This is a genomic window from Micromonospora sp. C97, assembly GCF_018070385.1.
Lineage (GTDB): Bacteria > Actinomycetota > Actinomycetes > Mycobacteriales > Micromonosporaceae > Micromonospora > Micromonospora parva.
Window position 1 is genome coordinate 18,889 of the sequence record NZ_JAGPXU010000020.1, and the last position, 22,414, is coordinate 41,302.

Sequence of the window (22,414 nt, forward strand, 5' to 3'; positions counted from 1 at the left end):
ACAAAAGCCTAGTATCGGGGCAGGAGCCTAGAGGAGGTCGGCATGACCGCAGCGTTGGAGATGCCCCGAGTCCAGGAATGCGTGGTCGCCGCCTGCGCGTACAACAGGTCAGGTGACTGCCACGCCTTCGCGATCACGATCGGCAGCATGGATCACGCGCACTGCCACACCTTCGTCGAGTCGCCGGTGCAGGGCGGTGTGGAGAGCCTGATCGCGCAGGTCGGCGCCTGCCAGCGCGCCGACTGCCGGCACAACGAGCAGTTGGAGTGCCACGCGTCGTCGATCAGGGTCGGCCCGGACAACGACATGGCCGACTGCATGACGTACGCCGGCCGCTGACCCGCGCCGGCCCGCCGGGGTGACGAGTGATCAGGGCAGGTCGTTGGCGCGACGGATGACCGTCACCAGGTCGTCGATGATGCCGGTGAGGGCGAAGTCCTTCGGCGTGAAGACCCGGGCGACCCCGGCCGCCCGCAGGGTGTCCGCGTCACCGGCCGGGATGATGCCGCCCACCACCACCGGCAGGTCCGCCCGTCCGGCGGCGCGCAGCCCGTCGAGCACCGCGGGCACGGCGGCCAGGTGCGACCCGGAGAGCACGGAGAGCCCGACCAGGTCGACGTCCTCCTCCACCGCGGCGGCCACGATCTGCCCCGCGGTCAACCGGATGCCCTGGTAGACCACCTCGAAGCCGGCGTCGCGTGCACGTACCGCGATCTGTTCCGCACCGTTGGAGTGCCCGTCCAGGCCGGGCTTGCCGACCAGCAGCCGCAGCCGGCCGCTGCCCAGCTCCCGAGCGGTGGCGGTGACCCGCTCACGGACCGCCGCGAGACCCGGCTCCCCGCCGCCACCGGTCGCACCGGCCAGGCCGGTCGGTGCCCGGTACTCGCCGAAGACCTGGCGCAGCGCGCCGGCCCACTCGCCGGTGGTCACCCCGGCCCGCACGCACTCCACTGTCGCCGGCATCAGGTTGGCGGTGGTCGCGGCGTCCGCGCGGAGCCGGGTCAGCGCCGCGTCGACCACTGCCGCCTCCCGGTCGGCCCGCCACCGGCGTACGCCATCCACGGCGGCCGCCTCGACGGCGGGATCGACCTGTTCGACGGCGCCCGCACCGGCGGCGGTCAGCGGCGAGGGTTCGGTCTCGGTGTACCTGTTGACCCCGACCACCACATCGGCACCGGACTCCATCCGGCGACGACGGTCGGCCAGCGAGGCGACCAGCGCGCTCTTGAGGTAGCCGGTCTCCACGGCGGCGACGACACCGCCCAGTTCCAGCACCTTGTCCAGCTCGGTCCGCGCCCCGGTGACGATGTCGTCGACCAGCGCGGTCATCACGTGCGAGCCGGCGAAGAGGTCGGGATATTCGAGCAGATCCGACTCGTACGCCAGGACCTGCTGCATCCGCAGCGACCACTGCTGGTCCCAGGGGCGGGGCAGGCCGAGCGCCTCGTTCCAGGCGGGCAGTTGGACCGCCCGGGCCCGGGCGTCACGGGACATCGTCACGCCGAGCATCTCCAGCACGATGCGCTGGATGTTGTTCTCCGGCTGCGCCTCGGTGAGGCCGAGCGAGTTGACCTGCACGCCGTAGCGGAACCGCCGCTGTCGGGCGTCGGTGACCCCGTACCGGTCCCGGGTGATCTCGTCCCAGAGCACGCCGAACGCGCGCATCTTGGCGATCTCCTCGACGAAGCGCACCCCGGCGTTGACGAAGAACGAGATCCGCTGGACCACGTCGCCCATCCGTTCGGCGGGCACCTGGCCGGAGTCGCGAACCGCGTCGAGCACGGCGACCGCGGTGGCCAGCGCGAAGCCGACCTCCTGCACGGGCGTGGCGCCGGCCTCCTGCAGGTGGTACGAGCAGATGTTGACCGGGTTCCACCGGGGCATCTCGCGCAGCGTGTACGCCACCACGTCGGCGGTGAGCCGCAGCGACGCCGCCGGCGGAAAGATGTAGGTGCCCCGGGACAGGTACTCCTTGATGATGTCGTTCTGGGTGGTGCCGGCGCAGCGGGTCAGGTCGGCGCCCTGCTCCAGCCCGACGGTGCCGTACAGGGCGAGCAGCCACATCGCCGGGGCGTTGATGGTCATCGAGGTGTTCGTGTCGGCGAGCGGGAGACCGTCGAAGAGCGCCCGCATGTCGCCGAGGTGGGCCACCGGCACACCGACCCGTCCGACCTCACCGGCGGCGAGTTCGTGGTCCGGGTCGTACCCGGTCTGGGTGGGCAGGTCGAAGGCGACCGAGAGCCCGGTCTGCCCCTTCGCCAGGTTGCGGCGGAAGAGGGCGTTGGTCGCCGCTGCCGACGAGTGGCCGGCGTAGGTGCGCATCACCCACGGGCGGTCCCGCTCGGGCAGCCGCCCCGGGAATGCCGTCTCATCCATGGCCGGAGTCTAAGTTACCGTTCAGTAAAAAGGGCTGTGCAAAACCACACAGGTCCATGTCGGGGACGTCCGGGTGTCAAGTTCCCGCAGTGGCGCGGACCGCCACACCCCGGGCACCATGCGGGCCGGGTCAGGACGCACACTGGACGGCATGGATGACGAGCTGGCCATCTCCGTACGTGGGCTGCGCAAGGCGTACGGCGACAACGTAGCGGTGGCGGGCGTGGATCTCGACGTGCACCGCGGCGAGGTGTTCGCGTTGCTCGGCCCGAACGGCGCCGGCAAGACCACCACCGTGGAGATCCTGGAGGGTTACCGGCACCGGGATGCCGGCGAGGTCTCCGTGCTCGGCGCGGACCCGGCCCACCCGGACATCGACTGGCGCTCCCGGGTCGGCATCGTGCTCCAGGGCACCGGCGAGTTCGACGAGCTGACAGTGGCCGAGGTGATTCGGCACTTCTCCGGCTTCTATGCCGACGCCGACGACCCGGCGAAGGTGATCGAGCGGGTCGGGTTGGCCGGCAAGGCGAAGGCCCGGACGCACACCCTCTCCGGCGGGCAGAAGCGCCGCCTGGACGTGGCGCTGGGCATCATCGGCCGACCGGAGCTGCTCTTCCTCGACGAGCCGACCACCGGCTTCGACCCGGAGGCCCGCCGCGAGTTCTGGGAGCTGATCCGCGACCTCGCCGCCGCCGGCACCACCATCGTGCTCACCACCCACTACCTGGACGAGGCCGAGGCCCTCGCCGACCGGGTCGGCGTGATCGCCGGCGGTCGACTGGTGGAGGTGGCCGCTCCCAACCGGCTGGGCAATCGACAGGAGGCCCTCGCCACGGTCTCCTGGCGTACCCCAGAAGGGACAGTGGAGAGCGCGCAGACCGCGACGCCGACGGCCTTCGTGGCCGACCTCGCCGCGCGCCACGGCGGTGAGGTCCCCGGTCTCACGGTGACCCGGCCGACCCTGGAGGACGTCTACCTCACGATGATCGGACACTCGCGATGACGACCACGACGAAGCCGGCGACGCCGGTCACCGCGACCCGCGGCCGGCGGCCGGGCGCCGGCGCGCTCGCCCTGCGCCAGGGCCGACTGGAGATCACCCAGTTCCTGCGCAGCCGGGAGTCCGTCGTCTTCACGATGGGGTTCCCGGTCATCATGATCCTGATCTTCGCGTCGATCTTCGACGGGACGATCGGCGGCGGAGTGAAGTTCACCCAGTACTTCATCACCGGCATGATCGCGACCGGCCTGATGACGGTGAGCTTCCAGAACCTCGGTATCTGGATCCCCGTCGAACGGGATCGGGGCGTGCTCAAGCGCTACCGGGGCACGCCGATGCCGAAGTGGGTCTGGTTCGCCGGCAAGGTGATCATGGTGATCGTGATCGGCATCGCCGAGACGGCGCTGCTGCTGGCCTTCGCGGTGGCGCTGTTCGACCTCGACCTGCCGGGCACCGCCGGGAAGTGGCTTACCTTCGGCTGGGTCGCCGTGCTCGGGGTGACCGCGTGCACCCTGTCCGGCATCGCCATCTCGTCGCTGGCCCGCACCGCCCGCAGCGGCTCGGCGGTGGTCACCCCGGTCTCGCTGATCCTTCAGTTCATCTCCGGGGTGTTCTTCGTCTTCACCGACCTGCCCACCTGGATGCAGCAGGTGGCGGCGCTCTTCCCGCTCAAGTGGATGTGCCAGGGGCTGCGGGCGGTCTTCCTGCCGGAAAGCTTCGGCGCCCAGGAGCCGGGCGGGTCGTTCGAGCTGGGCCGGGTGGCGCTGGTGCTCGCCCTGTGGTGCGTGATCGGCCTGGTGGTCTGCCTGACCACCTTCCGCTGGACCACCAAGCGCGACGGCTGAGCGGCCGGCCGGGGCGGTTGACCGCCCCGGCCGCCACACCTCAGTACGTGTAGAAGCCCTTGCCGGTCTTGCGGCCCAGGTCACCGGCGGTGACCATCCGCTGGAGCAGCTCCGGCGGGAAGAACTTCTCGTCGGCCGTGTCGGTGTAGATGTTCTTCGAGGCGTGCAGCAGCACGTCCACGCCGGTCAGGTCGGTGGTGGCCAGCGGACCCATGGCGTGCCCGAAGCCCAGCCGGCAGGCGGTGTCCAGGTCCTCCGCCGACACCACGCCGGACTCGACCAGCTTGACCGCCTCCATCACCAGGGCGGAGATCAGCCGGGTGGTGACGAAACCGGCGATGTCCCGGTTGACCACCACGACCGTCTTGCCGATCTCCTCGGCGAAGGCCCGCGCGGTGTCCAGGGTGGCGTCGGTGGTCTTGTAGCCGCGAACCAGCTCGCAGAGCTGCATCATCGGCACCGGGGAGAAGAAGTGGGTGCCGACGACCGCCTCGGGCCGCTCGGTCACCGCGGCGATCTGGGTGACCGGAATGGCCGACGTGTTGGTGGCGAGCACCGCGTCCGACTTGCAGATCTTGTCCAGGGCGCGGAACACCTCATGCTTGATCTCCAGGCGCTCGAAGACCGCCTCGACCACGATGTCCGCGTCCGCCGCCGCCTCCAGGTCGGTGGTCGGGGTGATCCGCGCCAGCGTCGCCTCGACCTCGGACGCCTCGATCTTGCCCTTCTCGGCGAACTTCTCCAGTGACTTCCGAATGCCGCCCAGACCCCGGGTGGTGGCCGCGGCGTCCAGGTCGCGCAGCGTCACCTGCCAGCCCGCCTGCGCCGCCACCTGGGCGATGCCGGAACCCATCAACCCGGCCCCGACGACCGCGAGTCGACCCGCCATCTGTTTCTCCCTCGCTGCGATTGAGTGCCTGCCTGCACCCTAGTCGGCGAGCCTGAACGATGGCTAAGTGGCGGTCGGGACGGGTCGCTGAGAGCCGACCTCAAATCTCCAGCGCCGGCTCCTCCGGCGTGGTGCCCCGCTCGACAGCCACCCCGAGCGCCCGCAGGTCGGCCACGAAGTCCGGGTAGCCCCGGTCGACGTGATGCACGTGGGAGACCTCGGTGACCCCGTCCGCGCAGAGCCCGGCGATGATCAGCCCCGCGCCGGCACGGATGTCGGTGGCCCGCACCGGGGCGCCGGAGAGCCGGTCCCGTCCCCGGACCACGGCGTGATGCCCGTCGGTCTTGATGTCCGCGCCGAGCCGCATCATCTCGTTGGCGAACATGAAACGGCCGTCGAAGATGTTCTCGGTGATCAGCGACGCGCCGTCACTGACCGCCGCCAGCCCGATCGCCATCGGCAGCAGGTCGGTGGCGAAGCCGGGGTACGGCAGCGTCACCACGTCCACCGCCCGGGGCCGCTCGTCCATCCGCACCCGGAAGCCGTCCCCCCGCGTCTCCACCAGCCCCCCGGCGGCGACCACCTTGTCCAGCGCGACCTCCAGGAAGGCCGGGTCCAGCCCGGTCACCGTCACGTCGCCCCGGGTCATCGCCGCGCCGAACGCCCAGGTGCCGGCAACGATCCGGTCCCCCACCGTGGCGTGGCGCACCGGGCGCAGACCGGGCACACCGGTGATCCGCAACGTGGACGTGCCCGCGCCGGCGATGCGCGCGCCCATCTGGTTGAGCATCGTGCAGATGTCGACGATCTCCGGCTCCCGCGCCGCGTTGTCGATCATCGTGGTGCCCTGGGCCAGCACCGCCGCCATCACCAGGTTCTCGGTGGCGCCGACGCTGGGAAAGTCCAGCATGATGTCCGCGCCACGCAGCCCGTGCGGGGCGGACGCGATGACGAACCCGTGCTCACCGGAGATCTCGGCGCCCATCCGGGTCAGCCCGGAGATGTGCATGTCCAACCCCCGCGACCCGATCGCGTCGCCGCCGGGATGGGCCACCCGCACGTACCCCCGGCGCGCCAGCAGCGGGCCGAGCACGCAGATCGACGCGCGCAACCGGCGGACCAGGTCGTAGTCGGCCTCCGCGCCCGGCTGCTCGGGTACGTCGATCGTCACCGACCGGGACCGGGCCACGCCACCACGAGCGACCATCGGGTCGACCGGGTCGTCCGCGTCGAACTGGACGTCGCAGCCCAGTCGGCGCAGCACCTCCCCCATGATCGCGATGTCGGTGATCCGGGGCACGTTGGTGATCACGCTGCGGCCGGGGGCGAGCAGCGCCGCCGCCATCAGCTTCAACGCCGAGTTCTTGGCACCGACCACGTGCACGGTGCCGGCCAGTCGGGCGTCACCGCGGACCCGGATGACGTCGACGTCGTTGACCGCCGGATCGCCGGCGTCGCCGGGGCCCACCACCACCGGCCAGCCGGCGGTGCTGTCCGGCCGCGCCGGGATCGTCAGGTCGGGTATCCGTAGGCTGTGCGTCATGGCCGTCCACCTCACGCGCATCTACACCAAGGCCGGCGATGCCGGCATGACCAGGCTGAGCAACAACGAGCAGGTGCCGAAGACCGATCCGCGGATCGCCGCGTACGCGGATGTCGACGAGTGCAACGCGGCGATCGGCGTCGCGCTCGCGCTGGGAAACCTCGACGATGAGCTTCGCGGCGTGCTGGGGTCGGTGCAGAACGACCTGTTCGACGTCGGCGCCGACCTGTCCACCCCGGTCGAGCCGGAGCCGAAGTACCCGCCGCTGCGGGTGACCGAGGAGTACGTCGAGCGCCTGGAGGGCTGGTGCGACGAGTACAACGCGCGCCTGAGCAAGCTCGACTCCTTCATCCTCCCCGGCGGCACCGCAGGCGCGGCGCTGCTGCACGTGGCGCGGACCGTCGCCCGGCGTGCCGAACGGGCGGCGTGGGCGCTGGTCGCCCACGATCCGGACCGAACCAGCACGCTCCCGGCAAAGTATCTCAACCGGCTCTCCGATCTGCTCTTTATCCTGTCAAGAACGGCAAATCCGGCAGGAGATGTGCTATGGGTGCCGGGCGGCAAGCGCTGAACGTCGGCACTCCGCACCACGTCAAGAGGGGGATTCCCGATCTGACCGCTGCCACGCGTCGCCAAGGCCGACTCGTCCTCCGGCGCCCCGCCACGCCAGGGCTGACCTCCTGACGGTTCAGTGTCTAGATCGACTCGGGTTCCATGAAGTCGGGCCATCCTGGCCACCAGGACACCACGGTTTCAAGAAACCCGAGTCGATCACCGCGCCCGGCCACTGAACAGGCGAGACTCAGCCGCACCGGTAACGGCAGGTGATCAATAACCGCGCCGGAACGACGCACGGCGCGGCGGACGGATTTCCGGGGCACCCGAAAGAGCAACCATCGAAGAGCAGATCAGGCAGCAGGCCAGTCCTGGGAGGCCATACGCGGCGAGACCGCCCCCGGAGGGGCGGCCTCGAGCCAAGAGAGAAAACCGGTAACTGTCGATCGCGCCATGGCAATCTCCACCGGTGCGTGGTGACTGGTACAGCGGAGAATCACCCAGTCGGCCGGCATGGAGAACCGTTCCTGACCTTCGGGCAACCGGCGGCGCTCCACGGCCAGCCCTTTACGGGAGAGCACCCGCTTGGGCCGGATGGCGAAGCTGAACATGCGGTACCAGCGCAGCTCGTCACCGACGAACCGACCGAAGCCGGGCGACCATCCACGGCCGTCGAGCATGGTGGAGACCCGGACGCTGAGCCGGATGATGCCACCGCTGCGGGTGACCAGAGCTCGCCGGACGAAGAGGATCAGAAGCGCGCCGAGGATGACGACAACGCCGATTCCGAAACCTTCGACGATCTCCATCCCCGGTGTGGCTCAGCGGCTCTGCGCGGAGACCGGGGTTGCGCTCTCGGCCAGCACGGTGACACCGTCGGCGCTCACCGAGAGGAAGCCACCGGCCACCTCGTAGGCGACCTGCTCACCGCCGGCGAGCTTGATGCGCACCTGGCCGGGCTCGGCGAGCTGGCCGAGAAGCGGCGCGTGCCCCGGCAGGACACCGAGCTCGCCCTCGGTCGTCCGGGCGACGACCATCTCGGCGTCACCGGACCAGACCTTCTCCTCGACGGCGACGAGCTCGACGTGAAGCTGCTGTGCCACGCTGTCTCCTTGCTGCGGCTACGGATTGCCGAAAGTCTAGCCTGACGGCGCGGCGCGCCCAACGCGGGTGGGGACAACGACGCCGGGACTACTTGGCCTTGTTGACGAATTCCGGGTGCTCGAGCAGGAACGGGTCGAGTTGCTCGTTGTGCAGGGCGGTGAAGAAGTCCGGGACCCCTTCCTTGAACTGCTCACCCAGGTACTTCTTACCGTCGAAGACGCCACCACCGGGCAGCTTGATCATCTCGATGGTGTTCGGGCGGATGTCCTTCAGGGCGATCCCGAAGTCGACCACGCTGTTTCCCCGACCGTTGAAGATCAGCGACTGCCCGGCGGCGCGGAGCACCTTGTCCAGCTTGATGGGATTGGACACCACGTCGGCGCTGAACGCCTGGCCGACCATGGCCTTGACGAACTGCTGCTGGTGGCGCTGCCGCCCGTAGTCGGAGTCCGGAACGCCGTTCTTCGGGTAGCGCTGCCGGACGTAGTCCAACGCCTGCCACCCACTCAGGTGCTGGTTGCCCTTCTTGTAGACCGCCTGCGGGCCGACGTAGCCCTCACCACGGGTGTTGCCCGGACGCGGCGTGCCGTCCGGCTTCTTGTGCTCGGACCTCACGTCGCGCTCGATGTACATGTCGACGCCACCCATGGCGTCGACGATCTTTTGGAAGCCGGTGAAGTTGATGATCGCGCCAGCGTCGAAGCGCTTGATGCCGGTCACCTTCTGCACTGTGGTGGCCAGCAGCTCGAAACCCCGTGCCGCGTCGGGGTTGGCCCCCGGCACCCTGCTGCCGAACGACATGGCAGCGTTGATCTTCGTGGTCTCGCCCGGGAACTCGGCCTTCTTGAACGCTGGGATCTGCACGTAGAGGTCGCGCGGCAGCGAGAACAGGTAGGCCCGGTCCATCGACGCCGGCACGTGCAGCACCATGATCGAGTCGGCCAGTGGCGCGGCCGTCGGCGTACGCGGGTCGATGCCGACGAGCAGGATGTTGAGCGGACCCTTGATCTCGCTCTTCTTCGCCTGGGCACCCGCCGCCTGGTCGCCGAACAGGTCAGCCTTGCCGACGGCCCCCTCGTAGCGGGCCATGAGCACCTCGGTGCCAACCAGCACCGCACCGCTGAGCACTGTCAGCACGGCGCCGAACACCGTGCAGATCCTGGCCCACCGTGGCACACCTCGCCAGATGGACGGCTTGCGGCCACGCTTGCCGGCCTTACCCACGAGCATCTCCGTTCGTTACGCCCACGACGAGAAAGACGGGCGCACGTCCTCGAAAGGTTGCAAAGATCAACGCTCGTTCAGGTGAGCGCGCGGAACGAACCGTAGCTCGGCAGTCGCGGAAGTGCCGACCACGAGTAACGGACCGCGACGATGGTAGGACGCGAACATGAACAAAAGACTGCCCCGGCATTGCCGGGGCAGTCTTTTTGTTGCGGATCAGATGGGGCTGGTCAGCCCTTCATCAGCTCCTCAGCCTTCTTCTCCAGGTCGTCGAGACCGCCGCACATGAAGAACGCCTGCTCGGGGAAGTGATCGTACTCACCCTCGCTGATCTTGCGGAACGCCTCGATGGTCTCCTTGATCGGGACCGTCGAGCCCGGCACGCCGGTGAACTGCTCCGCCGCGTACGTGTTCTGCGACAGGAAGCGCTCGATCCGCCGGGCCCGGGCCACGGTGATCTTGTCTTCCTCGGAGAGCTCCTCGATACCGAGGATGGCGATGATGTCCTGCAGGTCCTTGTAGCGCTGCAGGATCCGCTTCACCTCGGTGGCGACCTGGAAGTGCTCCTGGCCGACGAACTCCGGGGCGAGGATCCGGGACGAGGACGCCAGCGGGTCCACTGCCGGGTAGATGCCCTTGTCGGAGATCGACCGCTCCAGGTTGGTGGTCGCGTCCAGGTGGGCGAACGTGGTGGCCGGGGCGGGGTCGGTGTAGTCGTCCGCCGGCACGTAGATCGCCTGCATCGAGGTGATGGCCTGGCCCCGGACGGAGGTGATCCGCTCCTGGAGCTCGCCCATCTCGTCGGCCAGGGTCGGCTGGTAACCGACGGCGCTCGGCATCCGGCCGAGCAGGGTGGACACCTCCGAACCGGCCTGGGTGAAGCGGAAGATGTTGTCGATGAAGAGCAGCACCTCCTGCTTCTTCACGTCCCGGAAGTACTCCGCCATGGTCAGCGCGGAGAGCGCCACCCGCAGACGGGTGCCCGGCGGCTCGTCCATCTGGCCGTAGACCAGCGCGGTCTTGTCGATGACGCCGGACTCGGTCATCTCGGCGATGAGGTCGTTGCCCTCACGGGTGCGCTCACCCACGCCGGCGAAGACCGAGGTACCACCGAAGTTACGGGCAACACGGGTGATCATCTCCTGGATGAGCACCGTCTTGCCCACGCCCGCGCCGCCGAACAGGCCGATCTTGCCGCCCTTGACGTACGGGGCGAGCAGGTCGATGACCTTGATGCCGGTCTCCAGCATCTCGGTCTTCGGCTCCAGGTCCGCGAAGGCCGGGGCCTTGCGGTGGATACCCCAGCGGTCGTCCGGGGTGAGGGTCTCGCCCTCCTTGAGGTTGAGCACCTCGCCGATCGCGTTGAACACGTGGCCCTTGACCGCGTCGCCCACCGGAACGGTGATCGGCTCGCCGCGGTCACGAACCTCCGCGCCGCGGACCAGGCCGTCCGTCGGCTGCATCGAGATGGCGCGGACCAGGTTGTCACCCAGGTGCTGGGCGACCTCCAGGGTCAGCGTCTTCTCACCGCCGGACAGGTCCACGGTGACGTTCAGGGCGTTGAACAGGGCAGGCATGGCGTCGCGCGGGAACTCGGCGTCGACGACCGGGCCGATGACCCGGACCACGCGACCCGTGGCCGTCTTGGTCTCTACTGGGGCAGTCATCACACTTCACTTCCCGACGCGGCCAGCGCGTTGGCGCCGCCGACGATCTCGCTGATCTCCTGGGTGATCCCGGCCTGGCGAGCCGAGTTCATCTCACGCGTGTACTTCTCGATCATGTCTTCGGCGTTGTCGGTGGCGCTCTTCATCGCCCGCCGCCGTGCCGCCGACTCACTCGCCGCCGACTCGATCAACGCCGCGTAGATCCGCGTGTTGATGTACCTCGGCAGGAGCGCGTCGAGCAGCGCCTCCGCCTCCGGCTCGAACTCGTACGCCGGCAGCAGCCCCTCGGAGCGCGGCCGGTCCTCCACCTGCATCGGACCAATGATCTTGGTAACCGGGTTCTGCGTCATGAGCGAGTGGAACTCGGTGTAGACGATGTGCAACTCGTCGACGCCGAGCACCCCGTCCGCACCGGCACCGCCGTCGACGTCGTCCGCACCGGCGGTGAACGCCTTGATCAGCGTCTCACCCACGGCGCGGGCGTCCTCGAACGACGGCTGCTCGCTGAACCCGGTCCAGTTCGCCTCGATCGGCCGGTCGCGGAACCGGTAGAACCCGACACCCTTACGCCCGATGACGTAGAGCACGGGCTCCTTGCCGTCCGCCTTGAGGCGTGCGATCAGCGACTCGGCCATCCTGATCGCGTTGGAGCTGTAACCACCGGCCAGGCCACGGTCGCTGGTGACCAACAGGACGCCGGCCCGCCGCACCCGCTCGCGCGGGGTGAGCAGCGGGTGGTCGATCCGCGCGTTGGACGCCAGCGCCGTGAGCACACCGGTGATGGCCTGGGCGTACGGCAGGGACGCCTGCACCCGGGCCTGAGCCTTGGCGATCCGGCTCGTCGCCACGAGCTCCATCGCCTTGGTGATCTTCTTCATCGACTTCGCCGAGCGGATCCGTTGACGAAGAACGCGTACCTGGGCCGCCATCAGATCAGCTCTCGGCCGGGCGGTCGGTCGCGCCGTCGCGGAAGCGGGTCACCGTCTCGCGGTTCTCGTCGCCCTCAAGCGGGGCGGCCGGCGCGTCGTTGACCCGACGCTCCTCGTCCTTGTTGAGGAAGACCTGCTTGAACTCGGTGATCGCCGTGTCCAGCGAGCTGACGATGTCGTCGCCCCACTGGTTGTCGGCGATCCCGGCCAGCACACCCTCGTGCTTGTGCCGCAGGTACTGGAGGAACTCGGCCTCGAAGCGCCGGATGTCACCCACCGGGATGTCGTCCAGCTTGCCCTCGGTGCCGGCCCAGACCGAGACGACCTCTTCCTGCACCGGGTACGGCGAGTAGTTCGGCTGCTTGAGCAGCTCGACCAGCCGGACACCGCGGTCCAGCTGGGCCCGGGAGGCCCGGTCCAGGTCGGAGGCGAAGGCGGCGAACGCCTCCAGCTCGCGGTACTGGGCCAGGTTGAGCCGCAGCGAGCCGGCGACCTTGCGCATCGGCTTCACCTGGGCGGCGCCGCCGACCCGGGAGACCGAGGTGCCGACGTTGATCGCCGGACGAACGCCCTGGTTGAACAGGTCGGTCTCCAGGAAGATCTGGCCGTCGGTGATCGAGATGACGTTGGTCGGGATGAAGGCCGAGATGTCGTTGGCCTTCGTCTCGATGATCGGCAGACCGGTCATCGAGCCGCCACCCAGCTCGTCGGAGAGCTTCGCGCAGCGCTCCAGCAGGCGGGAGTGCAGGTAGAAGACGTCACCCGGGTACGCCTCACGGCCCGGCGGGCGACGCAGCAGCAGCGACACGGCCCGGTACGCCTCGGCCTGCTTGCTCAGGTCGTCGAAGACGATCAGGACGTGCTTGCCGCCGTACATCCAGTGCTGTCCGATGGACGAGCCGGTGTACGGGGCGAGGTACTTGAAGCCGGCCGGGTCGGACGCCGGCGAGGCGACGATGGTGGTGTATTCCAGCGCGCCCGCCTCCTCCAGCTGCCCCTTGATCGAGGCGATGGTGGAGGCCTTCTGGCCGATGGCGACGTAGATGCAGCGAACCTGCTTCTTCGGGTCGCCGGTGCGCCAGTTGTCGCGCTGGTTGAGGATGGCGTCCAGGGCGACGGTGGTCTTGCCCGTCTTCCGGTCACCGATGATCAGCTGCCGCTGGCCCCGACCGATCGGGGTCATCGCGTCGATCGCCTTGATGCCGGTCTGCAGCGGCTCGAACACCGACTGCCGGGACATCACGTTCGGAGCCTGCAGCTCCAGCTCGCGGTAGCCCTCGTCGGCGATGTCGCCGAGCCCGTCGATCGGCTGGCCGAGCGCGTTGACCACGCGGCCGAGGAAGGCGTCACCGACCGGAACCGAGAGCACCCGGTTGGTGCGCTTGACCCGCTGCCCCTCCTCCAGCTTGGCGGAGTCACCGAGGACGACGACGCCGATCTCCCGCACGTCGAGGTTCAACGCCACGCCGAGCGTGCCGTCCTCGAACTCCAGGAGCTCGTTGGTCTTGGTCGAGGGCAGGCCCTCGACGTGGGCGATGCCGTCACCGGTGTCGGCGACGGTGCCGACCTCCTCGCGGGAGACGTCGGACGTGTAGGAGGAGACGTAGCGCTCCAGGGCGCCGCGGATCTCCTCCGTCGAGATGGTCAGCTCGGCCATCCTCTGCTTCCTTAAAATTCAGGGGCCCGGGATACCTAGTACCAACCGGTCCGAATGGCGTCTGTCAATCCGGGCGCTGGGCGGCGAAGCCGCTCAGTCGCTGGGCGGCTGAGCCGCTCAGCCGCGGGGCGGCGAAGCCGTTCAGCGCTTCGCGAGCGCGTTGCGGGTCTCGTTGAGGCGGCGCAGGATGGTGCCGTCGTACAGGTCGGAGCCGACCCGGACGCTCACGCCACCGAGGACGGCGGGGTCGACCGTCTGCTTGACGGACACCTCTCGACCGTATATCGCGGTGAGGCTCGCACCCAGCCGACGCTCGTCCTCGTCACTCAACGGGGCCGCGACGGTCACGTACGCCACCTGCCGGTCACGCCGGTCGGCGGCCAGCTCGACCAGCCGGGTGAGCGCTCCGCTGAAGGAGCGTCCCCCGAACCCGCCGAGCGCCGCCTCGACGAGGCGGACGGTGACCGGACGGGCCTTGTCGGCGAGCAGCTCGCGGGCCAGGGTGGCCCGCTGCTCGATCGGGGCGACCGGGTCGGCGAGCGCGTTGCTCAGCGCCGGCTGACCGGCCACGACCTGGCCGAAGCGGAACAGCTCGTCCTCGACCTCGCCCAGCTCGCCGGCCTTGTCGGCGCTGGCGAGCAGCGCCTCCACGCCGAGGCGCTCGGTGCCGTCGAGCAACTCCGACGGTGCCGACCAACGGCCGGAGACCAGCGAGACGAGCAGGTCGAGCGCGTCGGCGCCGATCCGCCCACCCAGCATGTCGCCGAGCAGCGCGCCGCGGTCCGCACCGGAACGGGCCGGCTCGGACAGCGCCCGACGCAGCCGCGGCTCCCGCCGCAGCAGGGACGCCACGGAGAGGATGGCGTCGGCGGTGGAGGCCACCGCCGACGGCTCCGCGCCGCGGACGTACTCGTCGAGGCGCTCGGCCGCGATCTTGTACGACTCCCGGCTGGCGGCCTGCATCAGCGGGCCCCCGTGCTCTCGAGACCGCTCAGGAACCGGTCGACGGTGCCCTTGCGCCGTGCCTCGTCAGCGAGCGACTCGCCGACGATCTTGCTGGCCAGGTCCACCGCGATGGTGCCGACCTCCGCGCGCAGCTCGCGCACGATGGTGGCCCGCTCGGCGGCGAGCGCGTCCTTGCCGGCCTGGATGACCCGGTCGGACTCCTCCCGCGCCTTGGCGAGGATGTCCTGCCGGATGCCCTCGGCGTCGGCCCGCGCGTCGTCACGGATCTTGGCGGCGTCGGTCCGGGCCTCAGCGAGCTGGGCACGGTACTGCTCGAGCAGCTGGTTCGCCTCGGCCTGGGCGGCCTCGGCGCGCTTGATGCCGCCCTCGATCGCGTCGACCCGAGCCTGGAACGTCTGCTCCATGCGCGGGAAGACGAACTTCATCAACACGAAGCAGAGCACGGCGAAGGCCACCGAACCGACCACGACCTCCTGCCAGAGCGGGATGATCGGGTTGTGGGCGGACTCACCACCCTCAGCGGCGAGGAAGTACATGATTGCCTCCCGGTCTAGGGGCGGGATCAGGAAGCCGAACCGGCCCAGATGAAGCCGAAGGCGATGCCCAGCAGCGCCAGCGCCTCGATGACGGCGAAGCCGATCCAGACGTACGGCAGGGTCATCCGGGACGACTCCGGCTGGCGGGCGGTCGACTGGATGTAGGCGGCGAAGACCAGGCCGACGCCGATGCCGGGGCCGATGGCGGCGAGGCCGTAGCCGATGGCAGCGGTGCTACCGGTGACCTCGGCGAGAACGCTAGCGTCCATTGGTGTGGTTCCTCCTGGTTATCACGCGTGACTCTCACGCGGGACGACAACGGTTGGTGCGGTGGATCAGTGCTCGTCGGCGAGCGCGCCCTGCACGTAGCTGGCGGTGAGGACGGTGAAGACGTATGCCTGCAGGCAGATCACCAGGAACTCGAGGAAGGTGAGCGCGATGGTCATCACCCAGGAGAGCACCGAGACCGGAGCCAGCCAGGCGTTGGCGCTCAGCATCGCGAAACCGCCGAGCGTGAAGACCAGCAGGAGCATGTGACCGGCGAACATGTTCGCGAAGAGACGAACCGCGAGCGAGAACGGCCGGACGATGAAGGTCGAGAAGAGCTCGATCGGGATCAGCAGCGGCAGGATGTACCACGGTGCCGGCGGGATCAGCGAGTTCTTGAAGTATTTGACGAAGCCGTGCTTCTTGATGCCGATGTAGTTGAACAGCACGTAGCTGATGATCGCGAGGATCGCCGGGAAGGCGATGTGCGAGTTCGGCGAGATCTGGAAGAACGGGATGATCGCGAACGCGTTCGTCAGCAGCACGAAGCAGAACAGGGTCGTGAAGTACGGGGCGAACCGCACCCCCTGGTGACCGATCATGTCGACGGCGATGTTGTTGCGCACGAAGCCGTAGATCGACTCGGCGAACCACTGCTTCTTCGTCGGTACCAGTTGCGGGTTCCGGTAGGTCGCCAGGAAGAAGATGATCAGGACGCCGACCGCGATCCAGACCATCGCCGTGATCTTGGTGAACCAGATTGAGTCCTGACCCCAGGGCAGGATGCTGGGCAGGTAGAAGTCGTCCACCGTGGGTGGGAATCCCGCCTGGCCCGCTGCCAGAACGTTCGCCTGTCCGAACACCGCGTCCCTTCCTAAGTTGGCGTGCCGAGCCGGCGAACGACCAGGATGATCCCCCCGGCCATACCGAGCACGACTCCGATGCCGGTGGCGACGCCACCGGTGTCGAGCCACTGGTCAACCAACCAGCCGATGAAACCCCACACGAGCATGCCTCCGACGAGGTAGCTGAGCGCGGTCCAACCCTGACCGGCGCCGGACGGATAATCGTCCGGTTCACCGGCGGGACGGGGGGTTTGGTCACCAGCCATGACGGGGCGAACGATATCAGCCGGGAAGACGAGGCTGTGCCTCACCCCCCGCACAACCGTCGTTGTGTGGGCTTCTCGTGGGCGCCGTCGTCTGTGGGCACGCTACTCCCCTCCCGCCCGTCGGAAAATGACCGGAGGCCGACACATTGCGGCGCGTCCGAAAAGTGGGACGACCGTCAGGTCAGCTGTGCGCCCGACGAGCGTGCACCGTGGTCAGCCACCAGATGTGTACCGCCGTCCACACTGCCACCCCGGCGACGATGCCGAGGCAAAGCGGGATCAACCCGGACCAGCCGGTCGACGCCACCGCCACCAGCACCCCACCCAGCAGGCTGAACTTCAGCACGTACAGCCCCACGCCGAGCGGCAGCAGCAACTGCGGGTTGATCTGGTCGGCCCGGGCCAGCACCACAGTGGTCAGGGTGTAGCTGAACACCGTGACACCCACGCCGGCCGCCGCGCCGAGCGCCCCGGTCAGACCGCCGGTCACCCCGCCCACCAGCGCGGCGACCGCGGCCAGCACCGCCGACGCGGCCAGCAGCACCGGCAGGTGCCGCAGCCGCCACCGCCGGTCGGTGTCCGGCTCGACCACCCCGGGCTCAGCCACGGGGGTACGCCGGGAACGTCGCGACCAGCTCGGCCACCTCGGCGCCGAGCCGGGTCAGCTGGTCAGCCCCGCCCGGAGTGCCGGGATCGGTGCGCACCGCGCGGGCGATCATCGTCGCCACCTGGCGCAGCTCCCCCTCGCGCATCCCCTGCGTGGTCACGCTCGGTGTGCCGACCCGGATGCCGGAGGCCACCATCGGCGGCTGCGGGTCGTACGGGATCGCGTTCTTGTTCAGGGTGATCGAGGCGGCGTCGCAGCGACGCTCGGCCTCGGTGCCGGTCACCCCCAGCTCCCGCAGGTCGATCAGGGCGAGGTGGGTGTCGGTGCCACCGGACACCGGGCGCATCCCCTCGTCGGCCAGCCCGGCGGCGAGCGCCTGGGCGTTGCTGACCACCTGCCGGGCGTACGTCTGGAACTCGGGCTGGGCGGCCTCGCGCAGCGCGACCGCCTTGGCCGCGACCGCGTGCATCAGCGGGCCGCCCTGGGTGAACGGGAAGACCGCCTTGTCGATCCGCTGCGCCAACGACTCGCGGCACAGGATCATGCCGCCGCGCGGGCCACGCAGCACCTTGTGGGTGGTGGCGCAGACGACGTCGGCGTACGGCACCGGCGACGGGATCGCCCGGCCGGCGACCAGGCCGATGAAGTGCGCCGCGTCCACCATCAGGTACGCGCCGACCTCGTCGGCGATCTCCCGGAACCGGGCGAAGTCGATCAGGCGCGGGTAGGCGGTGGCCCCACAGATGATCAACTTCGGTCGGTGCGCCCGTGCCAGGTCCCGTACCTCGTCGTAGTCGATCAGCTCGGTGTCCGGCCGGACCGGATAGCCGACCGGGTGGAACCACTTGCCGGAGAAGTTCACCCGGCTGCCGTGGGTGAGGTGCCCGCCGTGCGGCAGGTCCATCGCCAGCACCGTGTCCCCCGGCTGCACCAGCGCGGCGTACGCGGCCAGGTTGGCGCTCGCCCCGGAGTGCGGCTGGAGGTTGGCGTGCTCGGCCCCGAAGAGCTCCTTGGCCCGGGCGATGCCGATCTCCTCCGCCCGGTCCACCTCGGCGCAGCCGCCGTAGTAGCGCCGGCCCGGGTAGCCCTCGGCGTACTTGTTGGTCAGCGTCGAACCGAGCGCCGCCAGCACCGCGGGCGAGGTCAGATTCTCGCTGGCGATCAGCTGCAGGCCGCCCCGCAACCGGTCCAACTCGCCGAGGACCACCCCGGCGATCTCCGGATCGGTGGCCCTGAGCTGGGCGAAATCCGGCCCCCAGAAGGTGCTCGTCTCGGTCTCCACAGCAAACGAGTCTAGGGGGCAGCAGACTGGGACCCGTGAGATGCCTCGTCACCGGAGCGACCGGCTACATCGGCGGGCGGCTGACGCCGCTGCTGCTCGCCAACGGGCACACCGTGCGCTGCCTCGCCCGTAAGGCGGTGCGGCTGCGCGACGTCCCCTGGGCCTCGGCGGCCGAGATCGTCGAGGGCGACCTGAGCCGACCGGAGACGCTGGCCGCCGCGTTCGCCGACGTGGACGTCGCGTACTTCCTGGTGCACTCGCTGGGCCGGTCCGACTTCGAGGCGGCCGACCGGGCGGCGGCGACCAACTTCGCGGCGGCGGCGCGGGCGGCCGGCGTCCGGCGGATCGTCTACCTGGGCGGCCCGGAACCGGCCTCCGATGCTGAGGTGCCGTCCCCGCACCTGCGTTCCCGCGCCGAGGTGGGCCGGATCCTGCTGGCCAGCGGAGTGCCCACGGCGGTGCTCCGGGCCGCGGTGATCATCGGGTCCGGCTCGGCGTCGTTCGAGATGCTGCGCTACCTGACCGAGCGACTGCCCGTCATGGTCACTCCGCGTTGGGTGCACAACCGGATCCAACCGATAGCGGTCCGCGACGTGCTGCGCTACCTGGCCGGCTGCGCCGATCTGCCGGCCGAGGTCAACCGGGGCTTCGACGTCGGCGGGCCGGACGTGCTGACCTTCCGCGAGATGATGCAGCGCTACGCGCGGGTGGCCGAGCTGCGCCGACGCGTCATCGTGCCGGTCCGTCCGCTCACCCCGTCGCTCTCGTCGCACTGGGTCGGTCTGGTCACCCCGGTGCCGAACAAGATCGCCCGCCCGCTGGTGGAGAGCCTGATCCACGAGGCGGTCGCCCACGAACACGACATCGCCCGCTACGTCCCGGACCCGCCCGACGGCCTGACCGGGTTCGACCAGGCGGTGGCGCTTGCGCTGGCCAAGGTACGCGACGCCCAGGTGGAGACCCGCTGGTCCACCGCGAGCGGCCCGGACGCGCCCGCCGAGCCGCTGCCCAGCGACCCGGACTGGTCCGGCGGCACCGCCTACACCGACGTCCGGGAGCGGGTGGTGGACGCCCCACCGGCGGCGCTCTGGCGGGTCGTCGAGGGCGTCGGCGGCGAACACGGCTGGTACTCCTTCCCCCTCGCCTGGTCGATCCGGGGCTGGCTGGACCGGCTGGTCGGTGGGGTCGGGCTGCGGCGGGGTCGACGCGACCCGCACCGCCTCCAGGTCGGTGAGGCGCTGGACTTCTGGCGGGTCGAGGAGATCGTCCCGGGCGAGTTGCTGCGACTGCGTGCCGAGATGCGGCTGCCCGGCCGGGCCTGGCTGGAGATGCGCGTGCTACCCACCGACGACGGCCGCAGCCGCTACCAGCAACGCGCTGTCTTCCTGCCACGCGGCCTCGCCGGGCACGCCTACTGGGGGTCGGTGGCCCCGTTCCACGCTGTGGTCTTCGGCGGGATGGCCCGCAACATCGCCCGCAACGCCGAACAACCCCGCTGACGTCGCCCGCCCCGCCCCCCTACCCGGCGATCTTGCACTTCCTGTCGTCGAATCACGAACTTTCGCGCCTTTTGTCTGGGCAGAAAGTGCAAGATCGCGGGGGTGACAGGTGCGGGGGGGTTAGTTGCCGGCTTGGGGTTGGGTTTGGAAGGCCGTTCGCTCGCTCGGCGGGACGAAGTCGCGGACCGGTTCGTCGCGCAGGGCGTAGGACAGCACCGCACCGACCGCGTTCACCATCTGGGCCTGCACCGCCTGACCGACCGCGTCGCGGGGATCGTCCGGGTTGGCGGCCATCGAGGCGACCGCGAGCTGCGGCGTGAACGCCACCACCGTCTCCGTCTCGTACCGTTCCGAGCTGCCGGTCTTGCCGGCCACCGGGCGGCCGAGCTTCGCCCGCAGCCCCGGTGCGGTGGCACCGTCGCAGCGCCCGTACATCGACTGGTCCCCGACCGGGCAGCGAGCCGCGTCGGTGGCCGCCCGCGCCACATCGGCGTCGAGCACCTGCCGGCAGTCCGGCTTGGCGGCGTCGACCGGCCGGCCGTTCGAGTCGGCGATCGAGACCACCGGCAGCGGCGCACACGAGGTCCCCTCGGCCGCCACCGTGGCGTACGCGCTGGCCAGGTCCAGCGGGGTGGTCGCGGCCACGCCCAGGGTGAACGGACCCCAGTCCTTCGCGCCGTAGCGGGCCAGCTCGGCGTCAGACTTGGCCCGCAGCACGATGCCGAGCCGCTCGGCCATCTCCACCACCCGGTCGGCACCAACCTTCTCGGTGAGCCAGGCGAAGTACGTGTTCACCGAGCGGCCGAACGCGCTCCACATGGTGCGGGGGCCGTCCATCGACGACGGGCTGGCGTTCGCCGGGCACCAGTGGCCGTCGCAACTCGCCGCCCCGGTCACCGGGAAGCGGGTGAGCAGCTGGGTCGGCGCCACGAACTCGGTCGACAGCGGCAGGCCGGACTCCAACGCCGCCAGCAGGGTGAAGAGCTTGAACGTCGAACCGCCCTGGTATCCCTCGATCGCGCCACCGCCGGCGATCAACTGGTTGACGGTGTTCGGGTGGTTCTTCTGCCCGACCGGGTTGTCCGCCACGCTGTACGCGCGGTTCACCGACATCGCCAGCACCCGCCCGGTGCCCGGTTGCACGACGGCGGTGGGCACCGCCTCGGCCCGGCTCATGGGATAGATCTTCAACACCTGCTCGGTGGTGGCCCGCTGCACTCCCGGGTCCAGCGACGACACGATGGAGAACCCGCCCCGGCGCAGCGCGCGCTGCCGCTCGTCGGCGGTCGCCCCGAACGCGGACTGGCTGCTCCACCAGCGGGTGAACCAGTCGCAGAAGAAGCCCCAGTCGTTGTGCGCGTCGGGCACCCCGGTGCAGTCGTTCGGGGTCTCGCTGGGTCGCAGCTGCAGGGGTTCGGCGCGCGCTGCCGCTGCCGCGTCCGCCGGCACCTGCCCCGACTCCACCAGCCGTTCCAGGACGTACGACCGCCGGGCCACCGCGCTGTCGGCGTCGCCGTTGATCGGGTCGTCGCTGTCCGGCGAGCGCACCAGGCCGGCGAGCAGCGCCGCCTGGGCCAGGGTCAACTCGGCCGGGGACCGGGAGAAGTACCGCTTGCTGGCCGCCGCGATGCCGTACGCCCCGGCGCCGAAGTAGGCGATGTTGAGGTAGCGGGTCAGGATCTCGTCCTTGTCGAGCTCCCGTTCCAGGGCGAGCGCGTACCGCATCTCCTGGAGCTTGCGGACGGTGGTGAGTTCGGTGGCGGCTTCCCGTTGGGCCTCGGTGAGTCGGGGGTCGTTGCTGAGCACGTTGCGCACGTACTGCATGGTCAGCGTGGAGGCGCCCTGCCGGGTCTGGCCGTCGCGTTTGTTGACTGTGAACGCGCGCACCACGCCCCGCAGGTCGACCCCGCTGTGCTGGTAGAACCGGACGTCCTCGGCGGCCACTATCGCCTGGCGCATCACCGGGGCCACCTCGTGCAGTGGCACGTCCACCCGGTCCTCCTGGTAGAAGGAGGTGATCAGGGTGGTGCCGTCGTTGGCGTAGAGGTTGGACCGCTGCGCGGTGGGCGGCGTACGGAGTGTGTTCGGCAGCTCCGAGTACGGCGTCGACAGGGCGCTGAAGCCGATCCCGAAGACCAGGGCGACGGGCAGGGCGGCGGCGGCCAGCACCAGCCCGGCCAGCACGCCGGCGATCACCACGGTCAGCAGTTTGTCGAGTTGGGCCCGGATCATCAGCTCTCCCCGCAGGAGCCGGTCACGCTAGGACCCGTTCAGAATGACCCGGAACGCCCCTTTAGCCCCGGGTTTTCCCCAAACCCGGAGGAAACTCGCACCACGCCCGGGGCGGCAGCGCGCAC

General features: G+C 69.8%; 22 protein-coding genes. 5 read left to right on the top strand and 17 right to left on the bottom strand.

The genetic code is table 11. The features are described 5' to 3' along the window. Positions 1 to 42 precede the first annotated feature (42 nt). A complete protein-coding gene (locus KBX26_RS22890) occupies positions 43 to 339 on the top strand; it encodes a DUF1540 domain-containing protein (RefSeq protein WP_030333201.1) in 297 nt (98 codons plus the stop codon). Positions 340 to 369: 30 nt separating this feature from the next. Here KBX26_RS22890 and KBX26_RS22895 read toward each other — a convergent pair whose 3' ends face one another. Next, positions 370 to 2,376: a protein meaA gene (locus tag KBX26_RS22895; RefSeq protein WP_030333199.1), complete on the bottom strand. Its 2,007-nt coding sequence runs from the start codon at positions 2,374 to 2,376 to the stop codon at positions 370 to 372. A gap of 151 nt (positions 2,377 to 2,527) precedes the next feature. Here KBX26_RS22895 and KBX26_RS22900 point away from each other — a divergent pair, with 151 nt between their 5' ends. Further along, positions 2,528 to 3,379 carry an ABC transporter ATP-binding protein gene (locus tag KBX26_RS22900; protein WP_030333197.1) on the top strand — a complete coding sequence of 284 codons (852 nt, stop codon included), beginning with the start codon at positions 2,528 to 2,530 and terminating at the stop codon, positions 3,377 to 3,379. Next, entirely contained in the window at positions 3,376 to 4,221 is an 846-nt protein-coding gene (locus KBX26_RS22905; RefSeq protein ID WP_030333195.1) for an ABC transporter permease, read from the top strand. Before KBX26_RS22900 ends, KBX26_RS22905 begins: the two co-directional genes overlap by 4 nt. A 40-nt stretch (positions 4,222 to 4,261) precedes the next feature. On the opposite strand, the gene KBX26_RS22910 is transcribed toward KBX26_RS22905, so the two are convergent. Next, positions 4,262 to 5,110: a 3-hydroxyacyl-CoA dehydrogenase family protein gene (locus tag KBX26_RS22910; RefSeq protein ID WP_210866397.1), complete on the bottom strand. Its 849-nt coding sequence runs from the start codon at positions 5,108 to 5,110 to the stop codon at positions 4,262 to 4,264. A 100-nt stretch (positions 5,111 to 5,210) separates the two neighbouring features. Further along, entirely contained in the window at positions 5,211 to 6,653 is a 1,443-nt protein-coding gene (gene murA / locus KBX26_RS22915) for a UDP-N-acetylglucosamine 1-carboxyvinyltransferase (RefSeq protein WP_030333192.1), read from the bottom strand. Here murA and KBX26_RS22920 point away from each other — a divergent pair. Then, positions 6,652 to 7,224: a cob(I)yrinic acid a,c-diamide adenosyltransferase gene (locus KBX26_RS22920; protein WP_210866398.1), complete on the top strand. Its 573-nt coding sequence runs from the start codon at positions 6,652 to 6,654 to the stop codon at positions 7,222 to 7,224. The two genes, murA and KBX26_RS22920, sit on opposite strands and share 2 nt — an antisense overlap. Before the next feature lie 337 nt (positions 7,225 to 7,561). Here KBX26_RS22920 and KBX26_RS22925 read toward each other — a convergent pair whose 3' ends face one another. The 13 genes from KBX26_RS22925 to glyA all read right to left on the bottom strand — a co-directional run bounded on the left by KBX26_RS22925 (position 7,562) and on the right by glyA (position 18,558). Then, the gene (locus KBX26_RS22925; protein WP_030333188.1) at positions 7,562 to 8,017 is read right to left on the bottom strand and encodes a DUF2550 domain-containing protein; all 456 of its coding nucleotides are present in this window, start codon (positions 8,015 to 8,017) and stop codon (positions 7,562 to 7,564) included. 12 nt (positions 8,018 to 8,029) lie between these two features. Next, a complete protein-coding gene (locus KBX26_RS22930; RefSeq protein ID WP_030333186.1) occupies positions 8,030 to 8,311 on the bottom strand; it encodes a F0F1 ATP synthase subunit epsilon in 282 nt (93 codons plus the stop codon). 88 nt (positions 8,312 to 8,399) lie between these two features. Next, a complete protein-coding gene (locus KBX26_RS22935) occupies positions 8,400 to 9,542 on the bottom strand; it encodes an LCP family protein (RefSeq protein WP_030333184.1) in 1,143 nt (380 codons plus the stop codon). Between the two features lie 224 nt (positions 9,543 to 9,766). After that, positions 9,767 to 11,203: a F0F1 ATP synthase subunit beta gene (atpD, locus tag KBX26_RS22940; RefSeq protein WP_030333183.1), complete on the bottom strand. Its 1,437-nt coding sequence runs from the start codon at positions 11,201 to 11,203 to the stop codon at positions 9,767 to 9,769. After that, positions 11,203 to 12,132, bottom strand: coding sequence for a F0F1 ATP synthase subunit gamma (locus KBX26_RS22945; protein WP_030333181.1), 930 nt, complete (start codon positions 12,130 to 12,132; stop codon positions 11,203 to 11,205). Before KBX26_RS22945 ends, atpD begins: the two co-directional genes overlap by 1 nt. Before the next feature lie 4 nt (positions 12,133 to 12,136). Next, on the bottom strand, positions 12,137 to 13,789 hold the full coding sequence (gene atpA, locus KBX26_RS22950) for a F0F1 ATP synthase subunit alpha (RefSeq protein ID WP_030333179.1): 1,653 nt from the start codon (positions 13,787 to 13,789) through the stop codon (positions 12,137 to 12,139). A gap of 141 nt (positions 13,790 to 13,930) precedes the next feature. Continuing rightward, a complete protein-coding gene (locus KBX26_RS22955; protein WP_030333177.1) occupies positions 13,931 to 14,752 on the bottom strand; it encodes a F0F1 ATP synthase subunit delta in 822 nt (273 codons plus the stop codon). After that, positions 14,752 to 15,291, bottom strand: coding sequence for a F0F1 ATP synthase subunit B (locus KBX26_RS22960; RefSeq protein ID WP_030333175.1), 540 nt, complete (start codon positions 15,289 to 15,291; stop codon positions 14,752 to 14,754). The genes KBX26_RS22955 and KBX26_RS22960 overlap by 1 nt, the downstream gene beginning before the upstream one ends. Before the next feature lie 26 nt (positions 15,292 to 15,317). Further along, a complete protein-coding gene (locus KBX26_RS22965; RefSeq protein WP_030333173.1) occupies positions 15,318 to 15,560 on the bottom strand; it encodes an ATP synthase subunit C in 243 nt (80 codons plus the stop codon). A 66-nt stretch (positions 15,561 to 15,626) separates the two neighbouring features. Then, a complete protein-coding gene (atpB, locus tag KBX26_RS22970; RefSeq protein ID WP_030333171.1) occupies positions 15,627 to 16,421 on the bottom strand; it encodes a F0F1 ATP synthase subunit A in 795 nt (264 codons plus the stop codon). Between the two features lie 11 nt (positions 16,422 to 16,432). After that, entirely contained in the window at positions 16,433 to 16,669 is a 237-nt protein-coding gene (locus tag KBX26_RS22975; RefSeq protein WP_030333169.1) for an AtpZ/AtpI family protein, read from the bottom strand. Between the two features lie 181 nt (positions 16,670 to 16,850). Beyond that, positions 16,851 to 17,276, bottom strand: coding sequence for a hypothetical protein (locus KBX26_RS22980; RefSeq protein WP_030333167.1), 426 nt, complete (start codon positions 17,274 to 17,276; stop codon positions 16,851 to 16,853). Next, positions 17,269 to 18,558 (bottom strand): serine hydroxymethyltransferase, encoded by a 1,290-nt coding sequence (gene glyA, locus KBX26_RS22985; protein ID WP_030333165.1) that lies wholly within the window; start codon positions 18,556 to 18,558, stop codon positions 17,269 to 17,271. Before glyA ends, KBX26_RS22980 begins: the two co-directional genes overlap by 8 nt. A 35-nt stretch (positions 18,559 to 18,593) precedes the next feature. On the opposite strand from glyA, the gene KBX26_RS22990 reads away from it, so the two are divergent. Continuing rightward, positions 18,594 to 20,057: an SDR family oxidoreductase gene (locus KBX26_RS22990; RefSeq protein WP_030333163.1), complete on the top strand. Its 1,464-nt coding sequence runs from the start codon at positions 18,594 to 18,596 to the stop codon at positions 20,055 to 20,057. 120 nt (positions 20,058 to 20,177) lie between these two features. On the opposite strand, the gene KBX26_RS22995 is transcribed toward KBX26_RS22990, so the two are convergent. Then, entirely contained in the window at positions 20,178 to 22,289 is a 2,112-nt protein-coding gene (locus KBX26_RS22995) for a transglycosylase domain-containing protein (RefSeq protein WP_210858514.1), read from the bottom strand. Positions 22,290 to 22,414: the final 125 nt, after the last annotated feature.

Coding starts and splice junctions, on each gene's coding strand:
- KBX26_RS22995 (WP_210858514.1), bottom strand. CDS start 22,289: ATGATCCGGGCCCAACTCGACAAACTGCTGACCGTGGTGATCGCCGGC.
- KBX26_RS22895 (WP_030333199.1), bottom strand. CDS start 2,376: ATGGATGAGACGGCATTCCCGGGGCGGCTGCCCGAGCGGGACCGCCCG.
- KBX26_RS22910 (WP_210866397.1), bottom strand. CDS start 5,110: ATGGCGGGTCGACTCGCGGTCGTCGGGGCCGGGTTGATGGGTTCCGGC.
- murA (WP_030333192.1), bottom strand. CDS start 6,653: ATGACGCACAGCCTACGGATACCCGACCTGACGATCCCGGCGCGGCCG.
- KBX26_RS22905 (WP_030333195.1), top strand. CDS start 3,376: ATGACGACCACGACGAAGCCGGCGACGCCGGTCACCGCGACCCGCGGC.
- KBX26_RS22960 (WP_030333175.1), bottom strand. CDS start 15,291: ATGTACTTCCTCGCCGCTGAGGGTGGTGAGTCCGCCCACAACCCGATC.
- KBX26_RS22975 (WP_030333169.1), bottom strand. CDS start 16,669: ATGGCTGGTGACCAAACCCCCCGTCCCGCCGGTGAACCGGACGATTAT.
- KBX26_RS22925 (WP_030333188.1), bottom strand. CDS start 8,017: ATGGAGATCGTCGAAGGTTTCGGAATCGGCGTTGTCGTCATCCTCGGC.
- KBX26_RS22955 (WP_030333177.1), bottom strand. CDS start 14,752: ATGCAGGCCGCCAGCCGGGAGTCGTACAAGATCGCGGCCGAGCGCCTC.
- atpD (WP_030333183.1), bottom strand. CDS start 11,203: ATGACTGCCCCAGTAGAGACCAAGACGGCCACGGGTCGCGTGGTCCGG.
- KBX26_RS22965 (WP_030333173.1), bottom strand. CDS start 15,560: ATGGACGCTAGCGTTCTCGCCGAGGTCACCGGTAGCACCGCTGCCATC.
- KBX26_RS22890 (WP_030333201.1), top strand. CDS start 43: ATGACCGCAGCGTTGGAGATGCCCCGAGTCCAGGAATGCGTGGTCGCC.
- atpA (WP_030333179.1), bottom strand. CDS start 13,789: ATGGCCGAGCTGACCATCTCGACGGAGGAGATCCGCGGCGCCCTGGAG.
- KBX26_RS22920 (WP_210866398.1), top strand. CDS start 6,652: ATGGCCGTCCACCTCACGCGCATCTACACCAAGGCCGGCGATGCCGGC.
- KBX26_RS22900 (WP_030333197.1), top strand. CDS start 2,528: ATGGATGACGAGCTGGCCATCTCCGTACGTGGGCTGCGCAAGGCGTAC.
- KBX26_RS22945 (WP_030333181.1), bottom strand. CDS start 12,132: ATGGCGGCCCAGGTACGCGTTCTTCGTCAACGGATCCGCTCGGCGAAG.
- KBX26_RS22935 (WP_030333184.1), bottom strand. CDS start 9,542: ATGCTCGTGGGTAAGGCCGGCAAGCGTGGCCGCAAGCCGTCCATCTGG.